Raw genomic sequence first — 23,431 nt, 5'->3', positions numbered from 1 at the left:
GAGGTGGATCCAACCAAGCCCACGATCACATCGGCTACTGTTTCGGAGGACGGAATGCACGTGCGATTGGTGATCGACGGATTGCAACTCGGTCATGTGCATGAGCTTCATTCCAGCGGTATTCGCAACAAAGATGGCAATCCATTGTTGCATTCTCAGGCGTATTACACACTGAACAAAATCAATGCGGCTCATTCGCCGCGGCGTTGAGCATCGTGTGAACAGTAAGTGGGATAGTGCACGCAAATAGCAGGTGACTTGAAAGCGAGATGGAAGTCGAACAAGGCACAGTTGGATACTGATTTCGACAACGCTGCAACCGATTTTTTCAGTTGGGGGGTGGTTGACTGGGGCGCAGCAAACTCTAGACTCGGATTGTCAATGCAAGGAATGAAGCGGAGAATGATCAGATGTAATGTTCAATTGCATCGTACTCGGGGATTTCAGGGGCGCGGCTGTGAAGGACGGGGCAGAGGGCAGAGGGCAGAGCTTTCTTTTTCAGAAGCGGTTGCAATCGGTCGGTCTCTTCCTGTGGCTGTTGACGGCAGTGCCGCTGACGATCTTCGCCGGCTACCACCTTGCTGGCCCAAATCCTCGCGACCAGTTCGGACTTTCCCTGATTGGCGAAGCCATCGATCTGGACTCCGGAGAAACGCCCTCGATTGAGCTGACTCTCACCAATCGTTCATCCCAGTCCATTGAGTTGCTTCAACTGGACTGTGACTTTGGCTGCCGAGTGTTAGTCGCGCCTTCGCTCAGTAACGCCGAACTCCGTCCAGGTGAAACTCGCACGGTCGTGTGCCCATTGACTGTTGAGCGAGATTTCTTGCTGCCACGGACGAGGGAGAAGACAACCGTTCCTTTTTCGGTTCGACCGATCGTCATCGACCGGGATGGCCGTCGGTTGGCGCTGCCACCGTACTTTTTCGAACAGGTTTTCGAAAACCGAATAACCGCCAGCAGTGATCAGGTTCGGCTGGCAACTCATCCCGTTGCCGGCGACGCGGTTACGCAGTCGCGATCGCTTTTGATCACTTCGCTGGGAGACACGGTGATCGAATCCGTTGCGATTGCGAAGGAAGAAAACGATGTCCGACCGCAGCCGGTGTTGAGCGTCGAACGCCGACCGAAATCAGTTTTGGTCGCGAGGCTGGAGATGACGTCAGGGGATGAACGAATGGATTTGGAACAGGGGTCTGGTGTCTCGCAGGAAGAGCGCACGTGCCATTTGAGAATTGAAACACGAACCCCGTCCACGAGCGGGCGTGTTCACTCGGTGGAAATTCCCGTTTTTGTCAGACACCGATGGACACTTAGCAAAACTCAGGAGGCGAAATGAGCTTTCACACTTCCAAAAGCTTTCAGCGTTGTGCCATCGCGGTGTTCGCATGTTGCGTCGCGATCAACCTCTGTCTGAAGCATGCCGTTGGGGCGCCACCGGATTTGGAGTCTGTGATCGGGGCTTTCCGGGAACGTGCGGAGTCGACCACCTACATCGGCTATCGAGTCGAAGGCGAGGCGACGATTCCAGCGGAGTCGATCATGGGCGTCAACACAGAGACTTTTCGACCGACCGGGAAACGTTACCCGAAGTCGCCATTGAAGTTTGACTGGGTGTCCGCTGCCAACCTCGACATACGCAATGAACGAGGATTGTTTGAGTGGAAAAGGTTTCTTTTCCATGCGGAGAGGAACCAGTTCATTCCGCAGCACCAGCGTTTGTACTACGAATCACCATGGGCTGATATTGAGTATCTGTCAGCTGATGCAGACGTTTACAATGACGATCCGACCCAGCCGAACATCAAATTTGCATTGAACCAGAGTCGCAACGAAGCTGGTGTGGCGGAGTATTTCATCCCAGAGGCAATGCTGGCGGCGTTCGGGCACTTCGTCAATGGCACCGACAAAAATGAGAAATTCTACGACATTCAGAGTGACGATTGGTTGCTTGAGTCGAATGCATCGGTCACGGAAACGGATGACGATGGCAAGATCATGCTGACTTTCAGTGACGAGACCTTTCCCGGTGCCTTGCTTGTGCATCGATTCGAATGCGAAACGAAACCTCCCTATCGATTGACCCAATTTTCGCAAGGAACGGAGCGGGTGGGCCTGGGCGAAGTTCGGATTGCCTATGTTGGTGACACGCTTGAGATTGCTTCGGTCGAAGTGACTTCAAGAGATATCCGAACGGGGGAGCCAGTCTTTTCAGCACGGGGCAGATTGGTGGATTTCCTGGCATCGAGTTCTGTGCCGGCATTGGTGACACGCGCTGAGCCAAACGAGGGTGATTGGGTGAAAGACTGGCCCACCAATCAAATTCGCCGTTTTCAATCGGAGGACCGTTTCACGGTCACTCATTTTATTGTTCTGGTAGTTGCGATTTTAGGAATGGTTGTCGCCGCCTTTTTATTCAAACGCTCGTTTGGATCGGCTTCAACCAAGGTTCGTTGAGAGGGTAAAGACATGCGATTTTTCTCAATTTCTATTTTCTTTTTGTCGTTCGTATCTGCGGTTTGGGCGATCACCCCATCAGTCGTGCAAGCGCAGGCGGGTTGCACCGGTGGTTGTCACGAGGTTAATTCTAATGTGACGAACTGGCAGTATTACAACGAAGGTAAACTGTTCTCGCCTGCCCAAGGAGTTGTGCATGTAGCAACCGGGCCTAGCCAGGGAACGCATACAACGGACAACGCCAATACCGTTAACTACATTCGCTGTGCGAACGGTGCACCCAACTGTCCAATTGGACCTGGAGGAACAAGTGAAGGCATGGTAGGGGGATGTGCGGGCTCGCCGATGGCAATCACCCGAAGGTATTGCGACGACGGTAACCCGTGATTGCTGCTATTGGTTTGCTGACTTTCGTTTTGGTGAGGCACAGTGCGGTGCGAGGATCAACGCTTGGGCGGTCGCTCCGCATGAGTCGCCTTGGCACAGCGTCGAACCTTATTGGGCCTTTTTAGGTTTAAGCATTTCGGCAGGAATGTTTAGGACTCACTGGTGAAACCGCGTGCCCATTGGGCCGCGGGACCAGTGCGAAGATTTTACAAGAAATACTTGCAGACCTGCTCAGTGGTCACGGCCGAGAGTATTTACGGAATAGAGGAGAGAGTCATTGAGTTCGCTCACCCATCCTGTTCCGATGAGGGCATCGATTTTTCTTTCCAGTGTTGCAACTCTACTCCTGCTTTCTTCTGCGACAAAATCAATGTCTTCGTTTGGACGCATGGCTGCGGACAGTAGCGGTCCAGAACGGTTGGATGTGGTTGCGATCGCCCTGAATCTCATCGTTGCTGGTCTGGTTCTGGCAAAGCCATCGCGGCGTGTGATTTGGTCATTGAGCGCGCTTGGGTTGATTTATCTGTTGTACTCGTTTTATCAGTGGATGGCGGGTGAGGGCTGTCACTGTTTTGGGGAGTTTATCTCGCCTGGCCTGGTAGTGGTTTTGGATCTGTTTATCTTAGCTGGAAGTGTGACATGCTTAATCAGCGGTGTTGGATTGGAGACGTCGTGTCTTCAACGTCCGACCTCCGTGGTGATCGGGGTGACTGTAGGAGCGGGAGTGTTCTTGACGCTCGTTGGGCTGACAAACGGCACGAACCGGTTGCGATTACCTTTGGCTTGGAATGCCGATTCGTTGGTAGGCGAGCCGATCGATGACCACATTCGATTCAAGGAGTTTTCCTTCGTTGGGAGGGATGACCTCGAAGTCTACTTCTTCGATGTTGGCTGTCCAAAATGCGTGGGTCAGTGGCAAGAATTGTCTGAGCACTCTATCGAAGATCAATCCAGTTCGACGTCCATCGCGGTTTGGCGATTGGCGGACCAGACGTGGACTTCGATGGAACTTGAGTTCGCTCCATGGATCCCGAATGCTCGGAAAGGTCAAGTTCACTTTCCGAAGGGAATTCCCTTCTTGTACACGCCGGCGAGGATGGACGTGAGAGATGGAATCATTGTTGCGATCACTCACCTTGAGTGAGTCGAAATTTTCTGTTGCCGTTGCGTTCGATTCATTCGGTGGCAAAGCATTTGCTCAGTCACTGGAGGTCGTCCTGTTTTCTTCCTCAACCATTGCCAGGAATGATTGATGCAAATTCGATGCGACGAAAGACTAGATTGTATTGTGCGTTTCTCCGGGATGGTTGGCTTGTCAATTTTGTTGTGCATTAGCAACGCAATGATAGGGTATTGCGCCGACGCCGATTCAGACGCTGGGTGGCCGCCTTCGATGGACACCCTGCCCATCCCAGTTTCAGTTTGTACTGCTTTGCTAGCTCTGGAAAGTGAAAACCGATGTTTGGTAGGGGCCGACAACGGCCGATTGTTGTCAATCTCGATCCCAGATGGACAGATGGAGGAAATTGTCAAGCTGCCGTGTGCGGTGACAGGAATTGCCTATCACCATTCCACGAAGGGATTGGCCGTTTGTGGATACGACATGGAAGCGGAAAAGCACTCATTGTTTATTCTGGGCGAAGACAACACGCCCTTGAGAGTCAGCTCGAGGCAGTTGGCCCCAGTTCCACGGTGCCATCTTCGCTGGTCTCCCAGTGGCCAATATCTGGTCGAAACCTATGGTGAAAGAGGGGCCGACGAAGCCGACACTGTGGATTGGGCGGTCTACGAGAAAATGGGCAAACGACTGATCTGTCAGTTTCGCGAGAAAGACTTGTATTTCGACGCAACAGATTCTCACCTCGGGCGATGCGTGGCAGTCTCTTTCACTCAGGATGAGGACGGACGCGAGGACGGATTCTTTGCCATCACTCAATCCACGCCTCGCAGGTGTTCGGTTTCCCACTTCTCACTTGATCTTAAACCGAACCGTATTCTGGGCGTTCAAGTCACTGGAAAAGTTGCTTTTGCTGGTCTCGCTTCCACCCTGTTCGACCCGCGACCTGATCGTGTTTCCATTTTGACGCATCGAGGCGCTGGCAGTCGCGGGCACGCTTATCCCCTCTTTGAGTGCTACTTGGCACAAGGTAGGGTACGCTCAAGAAGTGGTCCCTCACTGAAGGGCCCTCCGGTGGAGCGAATCCCATTCACTCCTGGCAAGCCTGCCAGCGATCTTTTTACGATCTCCCACGTTTTTTTTCGCCCCGGTTTGCAAAATTCTATGTTGCAGAGTTGGAACCATGGAAGGCAGGTCGTCCATCGACGCGATTCTGTGGTCACGACGGGGTATCCGATCCTACGTGTCTGTGACGACCGGAGGTTTGCTGCCTATTTTTCCGGAGGGGTTTACAACGCTTTTCACTTCGTCGAGCTGACAGGTGGCCGACCCGTGGCCACCTTTCAGTCTGAGGACCACCCGCGACTTGAGCCCACCGGTGGATTCTGTGGTGTGGACGATCTTTATTTTGTATCAGCGGACGTTCGGGAAGGGCCGGATTGGGAGGGCCAAGATCCGGTGAAGTCGACGCTACGAATTTGGCACTTTCCACGTGAGGTGGATGTGCCGGATTATTCGGAGACATTGAATGACTACGAATGAAGTTCGCCGAGGTCTTCGAAGATTCGAAGCCGGTTTCACGCTCTTGGAGATGCTGGTTTCCATCGCGATCATCGGAATCCTCATCGCAATTTCTTTGCCCGCTGTTCAATCCATTCGGTCGACGATGCGAAAGGCAGATTGCAGCAATCGAATCCGCCAGCAAGTTCTTGCGGTGTCAGTCTTCGCAGATCGGCATGGTCATTTGCCCGGTAACGGCGGGATCGGTGGGCCGGACGCGAAACCCATTGAGTATCCCAGCAAGCAGGGTAGTTTGTTCGTTCCATCCACGACGGATCTATCTGATCTGAGAGTTTATCGATGGGGGCTTGGCGACACAAACGTCGGCTCACGCGAGCAAACGGGGTCTTGGGCATATGCAGTGTTGCCAGGACTTGAGTTGAAGGCCGTTCAATCGAACGAGGATTTCGAGGCGACGCTGCAGGTGTTTCATTGCCCCTCACGTGGCAGAATGATGGAGAGCGAGTCGGTGGATGATGACTACGGAATCTACATCGACGGCGGATGGTCGATGAGCAAAACGGACTACTGCATGAACGGCTTCCTCGCCACGGTTCAGCCTGAAGTGCAAACCTGGAGCGTCGTGACCGACGGACTGTCGCAAACGATCTTTGTGGGGGAAAAGGCAATCGATCCTTCGGTGCATTTTGGAACCAGTTGGTATTGGGATGAACCGGTCTGGGTTGGTGGTTCGAAGGGAACCGCGCGCAGCGGTACCAAAATTTTCCCGGATCGTATTGGCATCGAGTTCCGCGACAATTGGGGGTCTCCGCACGTGGGCGGTGCCCAGTTTGCCTACGGAGACGGGAGTGTTCGTTTCATTGCCTTCGCCGTGGACTCGAAAGTATTCAAGTCGGCAATATCGCCGGGCGGTTCCCATCCGATCGAAGTAGAGGACGAGGGGCCTTGAATCGCGAGAAGCGAGACCTTGTAGCTTTGTTCGGTGCCTTTGCCTCGGTTTGGGCGACCATCGCGATCGGCGTCGCGATTTCCTCGGCGGTGCGTGATGGTCACCTCGGGTTTCTTCAGCTTGATTCTAGCGTTCGGGTCGATCTCGGAGCCGAGAACGACAACATCGCAATCGCACTTCGATCCGGACGTGGTTTTTCCGACCCCTTTCTGGCGACTTCGGGGCCGACCGCTTGGATGCCACCGGCGTTTCCCAATTTACTCGCCTGCTTGTACTACGTGGCCAATGATCAGCGAATGGTTGTCGAGTGGATGTTCATGGTTTTTCAGATTGGGACCTTCGGGGTGATTGGTAGCCTAGCGGTCTTGGTTGCCCAGCGATTCGATCGTCACCCACTTCGTATGGCGTTTCTGTTTGGGTTCGCCGCATGGGCCCAATTCTTTTCGATCTTTCAGTTCAGTCATGGTCAGGCCTTGGAATCAGTGGCCGTCATCGTCGCTATGCTGGCGTTGTTGCTTTTGCAGAAACCTAATTCAACGTCTGCACTGCTGGCAGGTCTACTCGCAGGGGGCGTGGCGTTGGTGTTCCCCGCTGCAGCGATCGCATGGGCAGTCATCGCCGGATGGATGCAAAGGCAGAAACCCCAATTATTGGCACTATCGTATTTGGCACTATTGGTGGTGGTTGGACCCTGGATCGGAAGGAATTACGCCAAATTTGGGAAGGTGCTACCAATTAAATCGAACGCCGCCTTCGAACTTTGGCAGTCGATGTCGCAAAGTTCAGATGGGATCGTTGATGCGGAAGTTTTACGGCAGCACCCATTCTTTGCGGATTCCCCGGAGTATCTTGAATATGTTCGAATGGGCGAGCGAGCCTATTTGGAAAAGAAGGGTGCGGTGGCAATACAACTGGTATTCGAATCGCCTTGGAGATATTGCCTGCACACGAAAAACCGTTTTCTTGCCGCGTTGGTGTGGCAGCGACCTTGGCGAGTGAACCAACCCGTCAATTGGTGGACGCTGGGGATAAGTCGGGCATGGAAGATCGTTGTGCTTGTGTCCATGGGAATCGTGCTTTTTAACCTGCGTTCAGCCAATCGGCTCGCGAAAATAGCGGTCGCAATGACGTTGTGCGTGATACTTCCGTATGTGCTCGTTTCCTACTACGAACGCTACGCTTGGCCTTTGCTTCCGTTGCAATTGATCATCGTCTACGAGGCCTGGAACCGAATCGACCATGGCAATCTCCTTGAAAATCCGATGTCAGGAGTCCAGCTTGTTTGAGTGGGCAATTCGATTTGAGTTAGCAAGAAAACGTGACGGGGGTAGTTTTGGGCTTTGCTCGGCGGTATTTTATCGTTGAGTGACTGAAGTATCCGCCAATGGAGCTAGCAGTGCCGAGACAACCGTGTGACGACCAAGCCGGACAGATCTACCATGCCCTCAATCGAGGCAATCAGCGACAAACATTGTTTCACAAGGAAGAGGACTTCCTCGCCTTTGAGCGGGTCCTCGCTGAAGGCTTGGCGAAGTATCCGGTCAATTTATTTTCCTACACGCTGATGCCAAACCATTGGCACTTGATCCTTCGACCGGGCAAGGATCACCAGATGGGCCGATTGCTACGCTGGGTGACCGCGACCCATACCTGCGGTATCGGACACACTACCACTCACTCGGAGGAGGCCACCTCTACCAAGGGCGTTTCAAGAGCTTTGCAACTGGCGACGATGCCCACTTTTTGACCGTTTGCAGATACGTCGAACGCAACCCGCTGCGGGCGAACCTAACCCAGCGGGCTGCCGATTGGCCCTACGGTTTGCTTGATCGCTGGAAGAGCCGCAAGGACGAACCCAAACTGCTCACACCGTGGCCGATCCGCCGGTTGCCGGGGTGGGAAGATCGAGTACAGGCGGCTCTCTCGGAGGCAGAATTGAAGTCGTTGCGTGTTTGTGTCAAACGCGGGCTTCCTTATGGAAACGAAGAGTGGACCGAAGAATTCATCGAGCGTCACGGCCTTCACCACACAATGCGACCGCCCGGGCGTCCTCGCAAACGCCCCAGGCCTATGGCTACCAAGTGAGTGATTACCAATGCTCAAAAGCCAACCGATCCGGAACAACTACCCCCGTCACGTTTTCTTCCCCGTCACGTTTTCTTCCCCGTTTTCTTCCCGGGATGGAGATGGCTCCCAACGGATCGATGTTTGTTGGCGGGACCAACCGTGGTTGGGGATCAACCGGGCCGCGACCATTCGCGGTCGAACGATTGGATTGGACTGGAGAAATTCCGTTTGAAATCAAGCACATGAAGTCAACGGCAGACGGCTTTGATTTGGAATTCACTCAGCCTGTTGATGCGGCAACGGCGACCGATTTGGCTGGCTATGAGATCGAGACTTACACGTATGAGTACCGTTCGCAGTACGGCAGTCCAGAGGTGGATCCAACCAAGCCCACAATCACATCGGCCACCGTTTCGGAGGACGGAATGCACGTGCGATTGGTGATCGACGGATTGCAACTCGGTCATGTTCACGAGCTTCATTCCAATGCTGTCCGCAACCAAGGCGGCAACCCGCTCTTGCACCCTCAGGCGTACTACACCCTGAACAAGATCAATCAGGCCAACTGATTCAGGGCAATGACTTGCCGTTGGTCTATTCCGGCAGCTCTGCCATCCGTTTACGAAGTCGGCGAAGCACTCGCGACTTCGCTTGGTAAACGCTGGCCACGGAAAGGCCCAACTTGTCTGCGACCGTTGATGCAGGTTGCTGATCGACGGTGGTGGCCCAGAACGCTTGCCAGGTCATGGTTTCAAATTCGGATTCGACCGACGTCATGACTTGGCGAATCAGCGGGCTTTCAATGGACGCGGGACAAATGGTGGAATCCAGCGTGTCGGCAATTTCTTGCTCACCGATTTGATGCAATTGATCGAGCGCTTCGCTGCCTCCGATCGCTCGTCCATCAGCCTCAGCGAGTTTGTTGAGCCTTCGAAAGTGACCACGAACGCGATTGCGTGTGATCGTGGCCAACCAAGAACGAAAGCTGCCTTCTTGCTTTTTTCTTTGGAAGTCGCCAATGCCTCTGGCCACGGATGCAAAGACTTCTTGCACCACGTCGGGTGCATCGGACGCGGGGATTCCTGAGGTTCGGCACCAGCGGTAGACGATCGGGCCGAAGGTGCCAACCAAACGGCTCCAGCTTTCGGAATCCATCTGTTTGACGCCGGAAATCAGCATCGATGACAGGGTGGGATGTTCGTTCGAGGGCGACGCGTGGCTCATGAAAAAGATTTTATCAGCAAATGGTGTCAGACGCCCGCGTTCATCCTGGTGCGTTACCCTAACTATCCCGGAGGACACCTATGATGACCGCAACTGAATGCCCGTCGATCGAACGTTTGAAGGATCTGACGCTGGGCCGATTGGCCGAAGAAGACAGCGACTCGATGCTGGACCACCTTCGTGATTGTGAAGTTTGCCAATCCGAATTGGAGACGATCGGCGATGGCGAGGACTCTTTGATCCAAGCCATTCGATCGCCTGACGACGCTTCGGAATGGATTCTCGAGCCACAATGCGACGTGGCCGTGATCGCTGCTTTGGGTGCGATCGGAATTGGCCAGCAATCACCCACCGTCTCGGACATGCCGGCTTTTCCGGTCTCGATCGGTGAATATGAAATCGTTCGGCCGTTGGGCCGCGGTGGAATGGGCAATGTTTATTTGGCTCGTCATACCAAACTAGGTCGCCTGGTCGCGCTCAAGGTCTTGGCGGGGCATCGTCTCGCAGATGCCAAAATGAAGGAGCGGTTTGAGGCTGAGATGCGGGCCGTGGGACAGTTGAGTCACCCTGGGGTCGTCACGGCCCATGACGCTCGTGAAATCGATGGCACAGCGGTATTGATCACCGAATTCATTGACGGAATGGATTTGGCTCAGTTGGTTTCGCGAACCGGGCCGATCGGCGTTGCGGACGCTTGTGATCTGATTCGCCAAGTGGCCGTCGCACTGCAATACACCAGCGACCAAGGTTTCGTTCATCGCGACGTCAAACCATCCAACATCATGTTGAGTCGTTCTGGCGAGGTGAAGTTGTTGGATCTGGGGTTGGCTCGTTTGCAGGAACCTCGTCACGATACATCAGGTTTGACAGGCACCGGACAAGCGATGGGGACGGCCGATTACATCGCCCCCGAACAGGTCACGGACAGTCGTGGCGTCGACGTTCGCGCCGACATTTATTCGCTTGGTTGCACTTTGTTTAAGTTACTGACCGGGCATGCCCCGTTTGCTGGACCGCAATGCACGACCGCGTTTGCCAAAATGACGGCTCATGTTTCCACGCCACCACCGGTGCTCAACGATTTCTTGCCTGATGCACCCGCTGGGTTGGCCAAGTTAGTTGCATCGATGTTGGACAAAGACCCAACGTCGCGACCACAAACGCCGATGCAGGTCGCTGAAAAGCTCAAGCCATTTGCGAGCGACGCCAATCTTTCTGGCTTGATCGCTCGAGCCGAAACTGCCTCGCCTGAGCGTGCGCCCACCAGTCATCCAGAAACCAAGGTTTCGTCCCAAACACAAAGCTGGCGGCGACGAACGGTACCCCTTACCGCGGCGATCGCTGCAGGGTTCTTTGGGTTGTTCATTGGATTGATGAGTGGTGTGCTGATCCGCATCAAGATGCCCGACGGTTCGGTCGTGACTGTGAACGCACCTGATGGAAGCGAAGTCAGCGTCGTCCCCAATGCATCGCCAGACACACCATCTGAAAACATCGCATCACCGGCGGTTGCCACTTCCGAAGACCAACGTGAAGAAGCGTTCCTGAAATTCGCGATCTTGGCAACCGAAGCAGAATTGCGGGAGTACGGCTCGAAATATGAAGGTCTTCCTCAAGACTTCGCTGTCACGCGTGATGGGTTTCGATGGTATGCGGCCGATCTGGATGCGGACCTTTCATCGCCGCTGCACATGAACGGGCAAACATTGCATTTGGTCCGTGAGGCTGGTTCGCTGGCAATCGATCAAGACAAGCTTCGCGAACAGATCGAAATGGCGCAGGCAAAGGGCAATGAGCAAATCGAGCTTCGACTGAGTGAGGCTGCTGGGGAGTCGCTGCGTGAACTCACACGCAACAACATGCGACGAAGGTTGGCGATCATTGTCAACGGGAAGATCCGAATGGCACCGACGATCATGGCAGAAGTGGGCCGTGACATTGCGATCTCGGGGCGTTTCACCAAAGAAGAAGTCAGCTTCTTGATGAATGCTCTGGACAGCGGATTGGTTGCACCGCTTTCAAAACGAGAGAAAGCAATGCAAGCGAAAACAGATCTTGAACGACTCCAGGGTGTTTGGCGACTTTCTGGTCGATCAGATGCCACGCTGCTTGCGTTTGATGGTTGGGACTTTTATGTGGTTGAAGATGTGTCAATTCGAATGGCGGGGCGTATTGCCGCGATGACTTCGGGCGATGGTAATTTGAGAGAAGTTCTTTTTACGAACCTGATCACGAAGAAGTCTGCTCCGCAGCTGTTGGTTTACCGTTTTCTCATCGGTGATCGATTGGAGTTCGAGTCCAAACGCCCAGTTTCGGCAAATTCGAATGTTCTGGGGCTTGATGCGGGCAAGGGATTCTTCATCGTTGAGCGACTGGGTGATTTTCCAACTGACCGCGATGAAGTTGTCTCTTTGTCTCGCCGGTTTAGGTCCGTGCTACAGCGGCAACAATCTCAGGAGAGAGGTTCTTATCCCCTGGGAGATGTCCTTTCTCCCGTGGGTTTGCTCATGACTGCAAAGACGATGGGGATGGAAGCTGTTGTCAAAGAGGTTGGTAAGATTCAGGCAGCTGAACGCGATGTCCAGTCCATCAATCAATTGAAGCAGATGGGGATCGCCTTTCACAATTTTGCGTCGGCTTATCGAAAGTTTCCTGCCTCGGCATCGATGGCGAGAGAGGGAGCGATTGGAGTTAACGACGAATCCGAGTTGAAGCCGTTTTCTTGGCGAGTGGCGATCCTACCTTTCATTGAGCAACAGGAGTTGTTCGAGCAGTATCGGTTTGACGAACCGTGGGACAGTGAATCGAACTCGAAGTTGCTGGCGAAGATGCCTTCCATCTACCGCCGTCCCGATGCTTCGGAGGACCAGCCCGTTGGGCAGGCCAACTATCTAGGCATCGCCGATGGTGCCAGTGCATTGGGCATCGATGATGGAGTCAAGTTCAAAGACATCCGGGATGGACTTGCCAACACGTTGCTGATTATGGAAACGAAATCGTCAGTTCCTTGGACGAAGCCGCAAGATCTCAGTGAGTTGCCAGAGTTTGCTGATGATGCCGCGCTTCGGTATCTGATGGCCGATGGATCCGTGAGGACGATGGATCCGGTGGACGAAGAAAAACTGAAGGCTTTGATCACTCGTGACGGTGGTGAACGCATTGAACCTTGAATTGGCTTCAATCGGTCGTGTCTTCTGCGAGCCGCCGTTGGGCGTGGCGAGTTCAACGGAGTCTGCTGGATCTGGCAGGGCCTTTCGTTTGAGATCACCGTTCGATTTGAGTTAGAATGTGACCATGCAAATTCCCAGTCTTCCCAACGCCACCGCGAATGCGGCTTTGCCTCTCAGTGTCGCTGACACGCTGACGGACCTGGGAGGCATTTCGTCCGATCGATTGCGGGTGGTTGAAGCCTCCAGGCCCGCGACAGCAGAGGATCTTGCCATCCTTCACGCTCAGGGCGTGATGTGCGAACTCGTCGATGGCCAATTGGTGGAGAAGCAGATGGGGTTCAAAGAATCACTGCTGGCGGCTGTGTTGATCGAATTCTTGAGTGCATTTGCGAGGCAACACAAGCTGGGCATCGTCTCGGGGCCGGATGGTTTTGTAACCCTCTTTCCCGATCTGATTCGCGGTCCCGACGTGGCTTTTTTGTCTTGGGACCGGCTGCCGGGCGGACAATTGCCGGAGGAGGCGTTTCCTCGAATTGTTCCTGATTTGGTGGTGGAAGTTCTCAGTCCCGGAAACACTCGCGCGGAGATGGCTCGCAAACGTCGCGAATATTTTCATGCGGGAGTTCGGTTGGTTTGGACGGTGGATCCCATTCGAAGGTCCGTTGCAGTCTTCACCTCGGCAATGCAGTCCTCGGTGCGTGGCGAAACGGAATCACTCGATGGTGGTGAAGTGCTGCCCGGGCTGAAGATCAGCTTGGCGGAGGTGTTCGCAGTTTTGGACGGTCCCGATGCGGACGAGAATCCTACCGTCACAAACGGTTGATTGAGCAGCATTCCTCGTTGTCACTGTCCGGTTGATCCTGCTGTTTGAACGCTCGCAAAGTTCTCAGGTGAAAGCTTCACTTGACCCAGGTCGTTGATGCCAGCCCAGGCTAATGCTGGACTGCTAAATGTTTGCTATTGGCGTTCTGATAGCGAATGCAATTTTTCTTCCGGCTTCGGTCTTTCTTCATCCCGGTAGGGATTTTAGATGGTAGCCGGGGGTTGCTGCGTAGCAGCGTACCCCCGGAAAACGAGCTCCCATAAAACTCTCCATCCCGCCGTGGCCAATGGCCACGGCGGGATGGAGAGTGTTTTTGGGGGCTGGTTTTCCGGGGGTGCGCTGCTTCGCAGCAACCCCCGGCTACCATCTGACATCCCTACCGGGATGAAGAAAGACAAACGAACCATGAGCGAAGTTATGCTTGCGTCGATTCAAGTCAGAAACCATCGAAGGTCGTTCCGTGTCAGCATCTGAAACCACCCCACCATCGAAGCAAGGGATCGGCATCCTGGGTGGGTCCTTCGACCCGGTTCATGTCGGGCACCTTTGGATGGCCGAATCGGCGCTCGAACAATTGCCGATTGAACATGTGCGTTGGATTCCGGCGGCGACCAGCCCGCTCAAACCCCACGGGCCGGTGGCCAGCAACGAGCACCGTCTGCAAATGCTGCGGTTGGCACTCAGTGGACAATCCGGGCACGTCATCGACGACTGGGAACTCCGGCAAGACAGCGTCAGCTACACCCTGCTGACCCTGGAACATTTGCAGGAACAATTTCCCAACCGCCCGCTGTATCTGATCATCGGAGCCGATTCGTTGGCCTCCTTCGATCGCTGGCGAGAACCCCAGCAGATCCTGAAACGGTGCCAATTGGCCGTGATCGCTCGCGGAGGAGACCCTCCACCGGACTACTCGATTCTGAACGGAATAACTGACGAATCGCAACTTCAAAGGATTCGTGAGTCTCAGATCCGGATGCCCCAGATCGAAATCAGCAGCAGCGATCTTCGCCAACGAGTGGCTTCTGCTCGAAGCATCCGTTTTCAGGTCCCGCATCCTGTGCGGACACTGATCGCCCAAGAAAAGCTTTATCAGGCAGAATAGGCAAAAGGGATTGCGTGGAAACGCCGATCTCGGCACACTGTGTGGCCCGCGATCGCAACCTTCTTGCATTCTCGGGACACATTGGCGAGCCGGAAACATTGGTTTTCCGGCCGAATCAGTCCATTCGCCTTCGATATTTTCGAAAAGCTTCATGCCTCCACGTCCAATGAGCACGCGTAGCCGTGCCCGCAAACGCTCACGAGTCCGCAGCCGTACCCGCCGTAAGGACCCCATCTTCGTCGATGGCCATCGTCCACGTCCGATGTACGTTGACTACAAGGACCTCGAATTGCTGTCCAAGATGGTCAACCGTCAAGGACGCATCATGGGCCGCCGCAAGAGTGGTTGTACCGCTGCCAGCCAACACGCTGTCACGGCCGCGATCAAACGAGCCCGTTTCATGGCATTGCTGCCATACGTCGGCGAATAAGCCAAATCGGCAAATCAGTGAACGATTCTGCCTCTGACGGAGCCCCGATCCAACGGGCTCCGGTCTACCAGACACAACGCCGCGTCGAGTTTCGAGACACCGATGCGGCTGGAATCGTCCACTTCTCGGCCTTCTTCCCCATGATGGAAGCGGCCGAACACGAGTTCCTGCGATCGGTCGGCATCCCCGTGATGCCGCACCATGAATCCGAGGAACGATTGACTTGGCCCCGAGTTGCCGCCAGTTGCGACTTTCACGGTCCCGCCCGATTCGAAGACATCCTGCAGATTGATTTGCACGTCGATCGAATTGGTCAATCCAGCATCAGCTATCGCTTCGAATTGACCTGCGAAGGCCGCCGCATCGCCACCGGCAAAATCACCGCCGTATGCTGCGACCTGAAAGCGGGCGGCAAACTGGTCAAAACCAACGTGCCCAATGACCTGCGTCAGCGATTGTCCGGCCCCCAAAACGACTGAACAAACACATGCCCGCGACATTCGAAGGCTTCGGCCTGAAACTGCTGTACCCGGACAACTGGACGCTGGTCGAGCGAGCCGAAGACGAAGGCGACCAGGGTGCCACGTTCGATCTGCCCGGCGGCGGATTCGTCTCGCTGGAAACGCTGCCAATCACCCGAGAAGACGAAGTCGTCCTGGGTGAAATCGACCAAATGCTCCGGGGACAATACGAGGACCTGGAACGTGACAACGTCACGCTGCCGGGTGCTTCCGAAGGCGAACGCGCCGTTGACCTGCGATTCTACTACTTGGACCTCGTCGTGATGTCACGCGTCGTGCTGCTGGACGCCCCTGCCCCGACCCGCGAACAAATGCCGATCGCGGGACGGATCCTGGCTCAACTCCAAGCCGAAATGTCGGACTTCGAAGCCGCCGAGCAGGTCTTCAACGCGATTCTGCAACAGATCCGGATGGCCGAACTTCCCGAAGAAGCCTGAGCAGCGAAGACGGGTCCTCGGCAAAAAGAATCACAGCCAATCCGATCGCTGCCAGCCGACTCAGACCAAGTCTTGCTTGCGTTTTTTGCGTCGGTTCTTCCCACATTCGCGGCACACACCGCTGACCAGCATCCGGTGTCCGGAAACGCGAAAACCGTGTTTTGCGGCGGCTTCGTCTCGCGTCGCGATCAGTTCCTCGCTGCGGAACTCGATCAATTTACGACAACGCGTGCAGTACAGGTGATCGTGGGGCGGGTAGCCGTAATCCAGTTCGTAAACCGTGCGGCCATCGAGCTGAAAGCAGTTCAGCAACCCGGCGTCGACGAATTCCCGCAGCGATCGATACACCGTCGCGGAACTGACATAGTTGGGCTCGCCCTTGCGAGGCAACTTGTCGATCAGCTCATCCGCGTCAAAGTGGGCGTGCTGAGCGAAAATCTTCTCGACGAGAAACTTACGAGGCTTCGTCTGTCGCTGGCCTTTGCTCTGCAAATACTCCTCAAAACGCTCTTGAGGAGTCAAAGCCACCTCGAGACGTTCGAGAGATTCGGGAACCGAAGACACGTCAGACAAAACGGATCGCTGCAAAGAGGAGAAGAAGAAGTTTGCGATCACACTATAGCAGCCCTGTCCACTTATGTCCCGAGCAGAGCCCCGCGAAACCAGCGCAGAATCGTCCGGATTCGCGACAACGCAGAGCAATCGGGCCGACGAATCGGTCTATGTCCGCGGGACTGGGTGGATCACGCTGAACGACACAATCGACTGAAATCGTGATTTCCTCTCTCGACTTTTCGATTCGCGGTCGATATCTTCCGCAACCGATTGAAAAACAGTGAGCGTGCAATCACATTTCTGTGATGCGAATCGACTCACTGCGATTCAATCAGCACGACACCAGGTCTCGCCCATCACGGGCGCGACGGAAGTGTGTTGGCAGGACGTTTCCTAGCGGAATCGCCCACTCCAAACGCACAACGTTGCCATACCGCAAGGTGCCGCAACCTCCATTGCGATTTCCCCAAGGTCAACACGTTATTGCGCCCAGGACGCGGCTCGATAACAGCGAAGAAGAAGTCGGCCAGGGTTCCATCGGAACCCTCAGACGAAGCCACGTGGCTTCGAAGTTTTGACTGTATTTCGTATCTCAACTGACCTTGGTCCCCAATTGGAGGCACCCCAGCCGCATGATCGCATCGACCATTCTGCGCGCACCCAACGCCCGAACGGCTCAGCCGAACCTTTCCTTCGACCTCGCCAAAGAGCTCGCTGAAAAACACGGCACCCCTTTGCTTGTCGTATCACGATCCAAAGCCATCGAAACGTACTGGGCGATGAAGAACGCCCTGCCCGGTGTCGATCTTTACTATGCGGCGAAAGCCAACCCGGACCTGCATTTCCTGTCGACGCTCAACGGCGAAAATGCATTCATCGACGTATGCTCGCCTGGCGAACTAAAGGCGGCACTCGCCGCTGGCTTCACGACGGATCGCATGCTGCACACTCACCCGTGCAAGACCGATGCAAACCTTTGGGAATGCTATGAAGCCGGCGTGAACTGGTTCGTTTTCGACAACCCGATCGAAGCGGAAAAGATCCGCCGCCTGACTCCCGACGTGAACTTGTTGTTGCGTTTGGCAACGACCGGAGCCTCCAGCCGAATCAACCTGTCGGCGAAGTTTGGTTGCCCCATGCACGAAGCGTTGGAACTGCTGGCAACGGCGAAAGCCAAAGGCCTGAAAATTCGTGGGTTCTCGTTCCATGTCGGCAGCCAGTGCCTCAACCCGCAAGACTATGTCGAAGTGCTTCGCAGCGTTCGTGCAGTTTGGGACGAAGCCACCCAAGCCGGACACCACTTGGAAGTCCTCGACATCGGCGGCGGTTTCCCCGCACCCTATCGCGAAGACGCTCCTTCGATCGAAACCTTTGGCGAAGTCATCACCAACGGACTGCGAGACATCTTCGGCGACCTGCCGATTCGCTTGATCGCCGAACCTGGTCGTGGGCTGTGCACCGAAAGCGTGACCTTGATCACTCGCGTGATCGGCAAGAGTCGTCGATGGGAACTGCCTTGGTTCTTCCTCGACGATGGAATCTACGGATCGTTCTCGGGCAAAATCTTCGACCACACGGACTTCCCGTTGCTGGTTGAAAACGATGGGTCCCGCGAGACCGTTCCTTGTGTGGTCGCCGGTCCAACCTGCGACTCCACCGACATCGTTTCGCGTGATCAGTGGCTTCCTGATTTGGAAGTCGGTGAATTGGTCTTGGTTCCATCGATGGGTGCTTACGCTGCCGCCAGTGCATCGCCTTTCAACGGATTGCCGATGGCCAACAGCGTCGCGATCGACTGACGGATGACACGCCGATGGGATTGATCGCCGCCGTCCTGGCCTATTTGCTTCTCACGATCGCGATCGGGTTGTTCGCAGCCCGACGCGTCGGCAATGCGCAGGACTTCATGGTCGCGGGACGCTCGCTTCCGCTTTACATGAATTTCGCTTGCGTCTTCGCAACTTGGTTTGGTGCAGAGACCGTGCTTTCGGTTTCGACCACCTTTGCCGGGCAAGGACTGCGCGCTATCCCCGGCGACCCGTTTGGGTTTTCGATCTGCTTGGTACTCGTGGCATTGTTCTTCGCGCGAGCTTTCTACCGGATGGACTTGCTAACGATCGGCGACTTTTATCGCAAACGCTACGGTCGCTCGATCGAAGTCTTGACGTCCGTTGTCATCTCCGCGTCATACCTGGGCTGGGCCGCGGCTCAGCTCACCGCACTCGGTCTGGTGATTTCGGTCCTGGGCAAAGGCATTGGCTACGACACGCTGACCATCAACCACGGCATCGTGATCGGCTTCACGGTTGTTGCCTTCTACACGGTGATGGGCGGCATGTGGTCGGTGGCGCTCACCGACATGATTCAGACGTTCGTGATCATCATCGGTCTGTTGGTGGTGTCGGTTTACATGGCTCATGCAGCCGGCGGTGTTTCCGTCGTCATCGAGTCTGCTCGCGAAACGGGGCGTCTGCAGGTCTTTCCCGACTGGGGGCAATCCGGTCAGTGGTGGATCTACATCGGCGGATTTCTGACTGCGGCGCTGGGATCGATTCCACAACAAGATGTCTTTCAGCGTGTCACCAGCGCCAAAGACGAACGCACCGCCATGACGGGCACTTTGCTGGGCGGGATGTTCTACTGCATGTTTGCGTTCGTACCGATGTTCATCGCCTACGCCGCGGTGGTGATCGATCCGGATCACTTGCAGCAATTCAACAGCGATGATCTTCGCGAAGTCCAGCGAACACTTCCGCACGCGGTCATGCAATCCACACCGTTCTGGGTGCAAACTGTTTTTCTCGGTGCATTGGTCTCGGCAATCCTTTCCACCGCCAGCGGAACATTGCTCGCGCCGAGCAGTCTGATTGTCGAAAACGTCATCCGTCCGTTTCGATCCGACCTTGACGACAAAAACATGTTGCGTTGGCTGCGAATCGTCCTGCTGATGTTTGGTGCCTTGGCTCTGCACCAAGCCTTGACCAGCAACAACACGATGTACGAAATGATTCAGCAGGCGTACAGCGTGCCGCTTGTCGGTGCACTGGTTCCGCTGGCCGTCGGGCTGTATTGGAAACGAGCGACCACTCTCGGAGCGATGGCATCGATCGTGTCCGGTGTGGCAACCTGGCTAGCGTTCGAATACGTACTGCCGGAGTTCTTGATCCCGTCGCAACTGATGGGGCTCGCCGCCAGCTTTCTCGCAATGGTGATCGTGTCGTTGCTGGACAAGTCGGAAAACGTCGCGTCCGACGCTGTGCAGCGCTGATTCTTCGATCGCGGGCTGTTGCGGTTTGGGCGAGAACGGGTGCACGACTCGCTTTGTTCCAAAGCGTCGGCGGAAGTGCCAGGTACAACCTGGCCTACGGTTGCCGGACTTCATCGCTCGTGCTGCTGCACGATATCGAGATGGACTTCCCGCATGGGCAACCAGAAGTCGTTCTTCAACTTTGGGTCGTTGGAACGCACGATGTTTAAACTGACCTGCAGTTTCTTGAGCGCAGTGTCGAATTGGCTCTTCGTGCACGCGAATCGCTCGATGGCTCGCTTGCGAAGCGGACCGGTGTAGTCTGCTTCCAAACGGATCAGCTCAAAGATTTCTTGACAGAGCACATCCAATTCGTGGACGGGTTGGTACGCCTCGGCGTAATGCACCTCACGAAAGTGCTGCATTTCCATCAACACGGCGTCGCCACCGCTCACCTTCCCGTAGAAAACTTCCGCGGGATAGGTTTGTGGGATACGAGTCTTCCAGTCCCAGACGGCCATTACCTTGGGGCTCCAACCGCCCGCCTTGGGTTTGTCTTCCGATATCCCACAACGACGGGTACGGCGAGTTCTTGCTGCCGAAGACGGTGCAAACCTTGTTCTTCAGCACAAACTGATAAGCCTGTCCAAACGTCTTGATCATGGAACAGCCTTTGGAATCAATCGACGCGCTGCGTGATCTCGATCAAGTGATAGCCAAATTGGGTTTTGACGGGGCCGTGAACCTTGCCCAACTCACCGCTGAAAACCACTTCGTCGAACTCTTTGACCATTTGGCCGGGGCTGAACGTTCCCAACGCTCCACCGGATTTGCCGGACGGGCAGGAGGAAAACTCAGCGGCGATGGCACCGAAATCCTGCCCTTTTTCGATCTGATCTTTCAGATCCTGACAGGCTTCTTCGGTTTCAACGAGAATATGTCGTGCACTTGCAGTGGCCATGATGGTCTCTTGGGTTGGGTTCCGTCGTGGGGTGGTATGGGGGCCTGGCGGAGGTCGAAAGTCGCTCGCCAGCTTCGGCCACCATGGTGGCTTGCTAGGAGCAGTTCGAAAACCCCTGCTCACAGCACCTTTCCACCTGCTTGCAGGATGGTTTCGATATGGGATAGGTTCGAATGCCGCGAGACCATCCGCCGGAGTGAAAGAGTGGCGGGCTCGATGAAATCCCGTCCCCAACGGGTTCAACGCAGCCTCTTTCCCGACTCGCGAAAAGATTCCTTGGTTCCTGCCCACGCCCGTCTCACCAGATCAACACCATGATTTCCCGACTTGTTTTTCAACCGCTCCTGATCAGCCTTGTCACACTCCTGACCTCGCAGGGACTCTCCTCCGCCAAAGAGTGGTCTGTGCCGGTGGCGGGCAATGCGTTCCGCACACAGCCCGAACCCGGCGGCCGATCGATGCGACGCGGCGGCTCAATGCGGCTTCGCGATTCGGGCGAGGTCCACTCCATCTACTTTCACGTCGATGCCGCAGACACGCTTAAGTTAGGACTGAAAGGCAACGCGAGCGATCGCCACGCGACCATCCTTGCGACGATCGGCGAAACCAAGCTCTCCTGCGATCTAAAACCCGCATCTGATAAGACCTACCCGCTCGGTGAGATCAAGGTCGCGAAAGCGGGCTACGTTCGGGTCGATCTGCAACTTGCGTCTGCAGCCAATGGCGAAGCATCCGGATCCGCACAGATCACGGACTTGGTGGTCACACCCGCGAAAGCCGACCTGCAACTCGACTATGTACAAACGAACGATGGCAACATGTTCTATTGGGGTCGTCGCGGTCCATCGGTCCATCTCTCCTACCGATTGCCCCGAGGAATGAACCTGACGCACGCCTACAGTGAGATCACGGTCCCCGACGGCCAAGACCAAATGGGGACTTACTTCATGGCCAACGGTTTCGGCGAAGGTTACTTCGGGATGCAGGTCAACAGCCCCACGGAACGGCGAATCCTGTTTTCAATCTGGAGCCCCTTCCGCACGGATAACCCCAACGAGATTCCTGACGAAGATCGAGTTGCGACTCTTGCGAAAGGCAAAGACGTCATCGCGAAAGACTTTGGCAACGAAGGCTCCGGCGGACAAAGCTTCTTTCTATATCCCTGGGAAGCTGGCAAGACGTACCGCTTTCTGACCGAAGTCAAACCCGACGGCGACGGCAACACGCTCTACACATCTTGGTTCGGCGACAAAGCAAAAGACGAATGGCGATTGGTAGCGACCTTTCGACGTCCCAAGACGGACAAGCACCTGACCGGCTTCCACTCTTTCCTCGAAAACTTCTCGCCAGAACAAGGCCACCTGCAACGCTCGGCTCACTACGGCAACCAATGGGTTTGTGATGTGAACGGCAAATGGCATGAGATCACGCGAGCCAAGTTCACCGGCGACAACACTGCTCGCGGTCGTCATCGCCTGGACTATGCCGGTGGAAGCCAAACCGACCATTTCTTCTTAAAGAACTGCGGCTTCTTTTCAGAACCCGTTGATCTAGATCAAACCTTCGAGCGAGAGTCCACCGCGCGCCAGCAGCCTGCAATCGACTGGGATCAGTTGCCACGCTGATCCATCGCAACTCCATTCTCGTAGTGAACGAATCATAGAATCCCACGCGTGGGTCGTGCGACCGGACTCGTGGCCTCGTCCACTACCATTCAAACAAGAACCACTCATGGACGAAATCGTCTATCACGACCGATACACCGACGAAGACCGCATCGAAAAGGTGTATGGCGACAAGGCATTGCGTTGGACGTACGGCACGATCGCCGGACGTCTTTCGCTTTCGATGGTCGTGAAGCGAACGCTGTTCTCGCACTGGTATGGTTGGCGAATGGACCAACCGAAGACACGCGAAAAGATTGCTCCGTTCATCCAAGACTATGAACTCGATGCGGATGAGTTCGTGCGTAATGTAGATGAGTTCGCCAACTTCAACGAGTTCTTCTTTCGCAAGCTGAAACCGGAAGCACGCCCGATCGATTCGGATCCGAACTCGGTGGTCTTCCCCGCCGACGGCCGGCATCTTTGCATTCCCGACCTATCGAAATTCGGCGGGCTGTTTGTCAAAGGCGAGATGTTCGATCTGCCGACACTGCTGCAAGACTCTGCCCTCGCAGACCGCTACGCGAGCGGCAGCCTGCTGCTTTCGCGATTGTGCCCGGTCGACTATCACCGATTTCACTTCCCTGCCGCCGGCGTGCCTGGCGAGAGCCGCTTGATCAACGGCCCGCTGTATTCCGTCAATCCGATTGCCTTGCGCCAGAACATTCACATTCTGACCAGCAACAAACGCTGTCTCACGCCGCTCGAGACGGAGTCCTTTGGAACGGTGCTGTTGCTAGAGATTGGTGCCACCTGTGTCGGCAGCATTCAACAAACCTACTCACCCGGCCAAGCC

General features: G+C 55.2%; 20 protein-coding genes and 2 pseudogenes. 18 read left to right on the top strand and 4 right to left on the bottom strand.

The window, feature by feature from the left end; translation table 11 throughout:
• The 8 genes and pseudogenes from B2R17_RS07000 to B2R17_RS06970 all read left to right on the top strand — a co-directional run.
• Positions 1-210: pseudogene (locus B2R17_RS07000) on the top strand (hypothetical protein); the annotation flags it as partial.
• A 1,125-nt stretch (positions 211-1,335) separates the two neighbouring features.
• The gene (locus B2R17_RS06995) at positions 1,336-2,457 is read left to right on the top strand and encodes a hypothetical protein (protein WP_286763396.1); all 1,122 of its coding nucleotides are present in this window, start codon (positions 1,336-1,338) and stop codon (positions 2,455-2,457) included.
• Positions 2,458-3,232: 775 nt separating this feature from the next.
• The gene (locus tag B2R17_RS06990) at positions 3,233-3,988 is read left to right on the top strand and encodes a hypothetical protein (protein WP_286763395.1); all 756 of its coding nucleotides are present in this window, start codon (positions 3,233-3,235) and stop codon (positions 3,986-3,988) included.
• Between the two features lie 1,501 nt (positions 3,989-5,489).
• Complete coding sequence (locus tag B2R17_RS06985) at positions 5,490-6,431, top strand: DUF1559 domain-containing protein (RefSeq protein WP_286763394.1); 942 nt, start codon at positions 5,490-5,492, stop codon at positions 6,429-6,431.
• Complete coding sequence (locus B2R17_RS06980) at positions 6,428-7,717, top strand: hypothetical protein (RefSeq protein WP_286763393.1); 1,290 nt, start codon at positions 6,428-6,430, stop codon at positions 7,715-7,717. The genes B2R17_RS06985 and B2R17_RS06980 overlap by 4 nt, the downstream gene beginning before the upstream one ends.
• Before the next feature lie 110 nt (positions 7,718-7,827).
• Entirely contained in the window at positions 7,828-8,178 is a 351-nt protein-coding gene (locus B2R17_RS28175) for a transposase (protein WP_349676985.1), read from the top strand.
• The gene (locus B2R17_RS28170; protein ID WP_339888817.1) at positions 8,175-8,516 is read left to right on the top strand and encodes a hypothetical protein; all 342 of its coding nucleotides are present in this window, start codon (positions 8,175-8,177) and stop codon (positions 8,514-8,516) included. The genes B2R17_RS28175 and B2R17_RS28170 overlap by 4 nt, the downstream gene beginning before the upstream one ends.
• A 92-nt stretch (positions 8,517-8,608) precedes the next feature.
• Positions 8,609-9,067 (top strand): annotated as a pseudogene (locus B2R17_RS06970) (hypothetical protein); the annotation flags it as partial.
• A 25-nt stretch (positions 9,068-9,092) separates the two neighbouring features.
• Here the strand turns inward: B2R17_RS06970 and B2R17_RS06965 are convergent.
• Positions 9,093-9,722 carry an RNA polymerase sigma factor gene (locus B2R17_RS06965; RefSeq protein ID WP_286763391.1) on the bottom strand — a complete coding sequence of 210 codons (630 nt, stop codon included), beginning with the start codon at positions 9,720-9,722 and terminating at the stop codon, positions 9,093-9,095.
• Between the two features lie 80 nt (positions 9,723-9,802).
• On the opposite strand from B2R17_RS06965, the gene B2R17_RS06960 reads away from it, so the two are divergent.
• The 6 genes from B2R17_RS06960 to B2R17_RS06935 all read left to right on the top strand — a co-directional run bounded on the left by B2R17_RS06960 (position 9,803) and on the right by B2R17_RS06935 (position 16,208).
• Complete coding sequence (locus tag B2R17_RS06960; protein ID WP_286763390.1) at positions 9,803-12,892, top strand: protein kinase domain-containing protein; 3,090 nt, start codon at positions 9,803-9,805, stop codon at positions 12,890-12,892.
• Positions 12,893-13,016: 124 nt separating this feature from the next.
• A complete protein-coding gene (locus B2R17_RS06955; RefSeq protein WP_286763389.1) occupies positions 13,017-13,715 on the top strand; it encodes a Uma2 family endonuclease in 699 nt (232 codons plus the stop codon).
• Positions 13,716-14,136: 421 nt separating this feature from the next.
• Positions 14,137-14,820 carry a nicotinate (nicotinamide) nucleotide adenylyltransferase gene (gene nadD / locus B2R17_RS06950; RefSeq protein WP_286763388.1) on the top strand — a complete coding sequence of 228 codons (684 nt, stop codon included), beginning with the start codon at positions 14,137-14,139 and terminating at the stop codon, positions 14,818-14,820.
• Positions 14,821-14,971: 151 nt separating this feature from the next.
• Positions 14,972-15,250, top strand: a complete 279-nt coding sequence (gene rpsR, locus B2R17_RS06945; protein ID WP_231845729.1) for a 30S ribosomal protein S18 — start codon at positions 14,972-14,974, stop codon at positions 15,248-15,250.
• 17 nt (positions 15,251-15,267) lie between these two features.
• Entirely contained in the window at positions 15,268-15,729 is a 462-nt protein-coding gene (locus B2R17_RS06940) for an acyl-CoA thioesterase (RefSeq protein WP_286763387.1), read from the top strand.
• An 8-nt stretch (positions 15,730-15,737) separates the two neighbouring features.
• Positions 15,738-16,208: a hypothetical protein gene (locus tag B2R17_RS06935; protein WP_007334912.1), complete on the top strand. Its 471-nt coding sequence runs from the start codon at positions 15,738-15,740 to the stop codon at positions 16,206-16,208.
• Positions 16,209-16,268: 60 nt separating this feature from the next.
• Here the strand turns inward: B2R17_RS06935 and B2R17_RS06930 are convergent, their stop codons facing one another.
• On the bottom strand, positions 16,269-16,823 hold the full coding sequence (locus tag B2R17_RS06930; protein WP_007334911.1) for a Fur family transcriptional regulator: 555 nt from the start codon (positions 16,821-16,823) through the stop codon (positions 16,269-16,271).
• Between the two features lie 572 nt (positions 16,824-17,395).
• On the opposite strand from B2R17_RS06930, the gene B2R17_RS06925 reads away from it, so the two are divergent.
• Positions 17,396-18,562, top strand: a complete 1,167-nt coding sequence (locus tag B2R17_RS06925; RefSeq protein WP_007334909.1) for a type III PLP-dependent enzyme — start codon at positions 17,396-17,398, stop codon at positions 18,560-18,562.
• Positions 18,563-18,576: 14 nt separating this feature from the next.
• Complete coding sequence (locus tag B2R17_RS06920) at positions 18,577-20,031, top strand: sodium:solute symporter family protein (protein ID WP_286763386.1); 1,455 nt, start codon at positions 18,577-18,579, stop codon at positions 20,029-20,031.
• 110 nt (positions 20,032-20,141) lie between these two features.
• Here B2R17_RS06920 and B2R17_RS06915 read toward each other — a convergent pair whose 3' ends face one another.
• Both B2R17_RS06915 and B2R17_RS06910 read right to left on the bottom strand, forming a co-directional pair.
• Complete coding sequence (locus tag B2R17_RS06915; RefSeq protein ID WP_286763385.1) at positions 20,142-20,531, bottom strand: hypothetical protein; 390 nt, start codon at positions 20,529-20,531, stop codon at positions 20,142-20,144.
• 158 nt (positions 20,532-20,689) lie between these two features.
• Entirely contained in the window at positions 20,690-20,971 is a 282-nt protein-coding gene (locus B2R17_RS06910; protein WP_007329269.1) for a peptidylprolyl isomerase, read from the bottom strand.
• A 314-nt stretch (positions 20,972-21,285) separates the two neighbouring features.
• Between B2R17_RS06910 and B2R17_RS06905 the strand changes: the two genes are divergently transcribed.
• On the top strand, positions 21,286-22,596 hold the full coding sequence (locus B2R17_RS06905; RefSeq protein WP_286763384.1) for a DUF3472 domain-containing protein: 1,311 nt from the start codon (positions 21,286-21,288) through the stop codon (positions 22,594-22,596).
• 106 nt (positions 22,597-22,702) lie between these two features.
• Positions 22,703-23,431, top strand: a 729-nt coding sequence (locus tag B2R17_RS06900) for a phosphatidylserine decarboxylase (RefSeq protein WP_286763383.1), incomplete at its 3' end; no start/stop codon positions are given.

It is taken from the genome of Rhodopirellula sp. UBA1907, assembly GCF_002337565.1.
Classification (GTDB): Bacteria; Planctomycetota; Planctomycetia; order Pirellulales; family Pirellulaceae; genus Rhodopirellula; species Rhodopirellula europaea.
Note: the sequence above shows the minus strand (reverse complement) of the source record. Positions and strands in the feature narration are given on the sequence as shown.

Coding starts and splice junctions, on each gene's coding strand:
- B2R17_RS06995 (WP_286763396.1), top strand. CDS start 1,336: ATGAGCTTTCACACTTCCAAAAGCTTTCAGCGTTGTGCCATCGCGGTG.
- B2R17_RS06990 (WP_286763395.1), top strand. CDS start 3,233: ATGGCTGCGGACAGTAGCGGTCCAGAACGGTTGGATGTGGTTGCGATC.
- B2R17_RS06985 (WP_286763394.1), top strand. CDS start 5,490: ATGACTACGAATGAAGTTCGCCGAGGTCTTCGAAGATTCGAAGCCGGT.
- B2R17_RS06965 (WP_286763391.1), bottom strand. CDS start 9,722: ATGAGCCACGCGTCGCCCTCGAACGAACATCCCACCCTGTCATCGATG.
- B2R17_RS06960 (WP_286763390.1), top strand. CDS start 9,803: ATGATGACCGCAACTGAATGCCCGTCGATCGAACGTTTGAAGGATCTG.
- B2R17_RS06955 (WP_286763389.1), top strand. CDS start 13,017: ATGCAAATTCCCAGTCTTCCCAACGCCACCGCGAATGCGGCTTTGCCT.
- rpsR (WP_231845729.1), top strand. CDS start 14,972: ATGCCTCCACGTCCAATGAGCACGCGTAGCCGTGCCCGCAAACGCTCA.
- B2R17_RS06935 (WP_007334912.1), top strand. CDS start 15,738: ATGCCCGCGACATTCGAAGGCTTCGGCCTGAAACTGCTGTACCCGGAC.
- B2R17_RS06925 (WP_007334909.1), top strand. CDS start 17,396: ATGATCGCATCGACCATTCTGCGCGCACCCAACGCCCGAACGGCTCAG.
- B2R17_RS06920 (WP_286763386.1), top strand. CDS start 18,577: ATGGGATTGATCGCCGCCGTCCTGGCCTATTTGCTTCTCACGATCGCG.
- B2R17_RS06915 (WP_286763385.1), bottom strand. CDS start 20,531: ATGGCCGTCTGGGACTGGAAGACTCGTATCCCACAAACCTATCCCGCG.
- B2R17_RS06910 (WP_007329269.1), bottom strand. CDS start 20,971: ATGGCCACTGCAAGTGCACGACATATTCTCGTTGAAACCGAAGAAGCC.
- B2R17_RS06905 (WP_286763384.1), top strand. CDS start 21,286: ATGATTTCCCGACTTGTTTTTCAACCGCTCCTGATCAGCCTTGTCACA.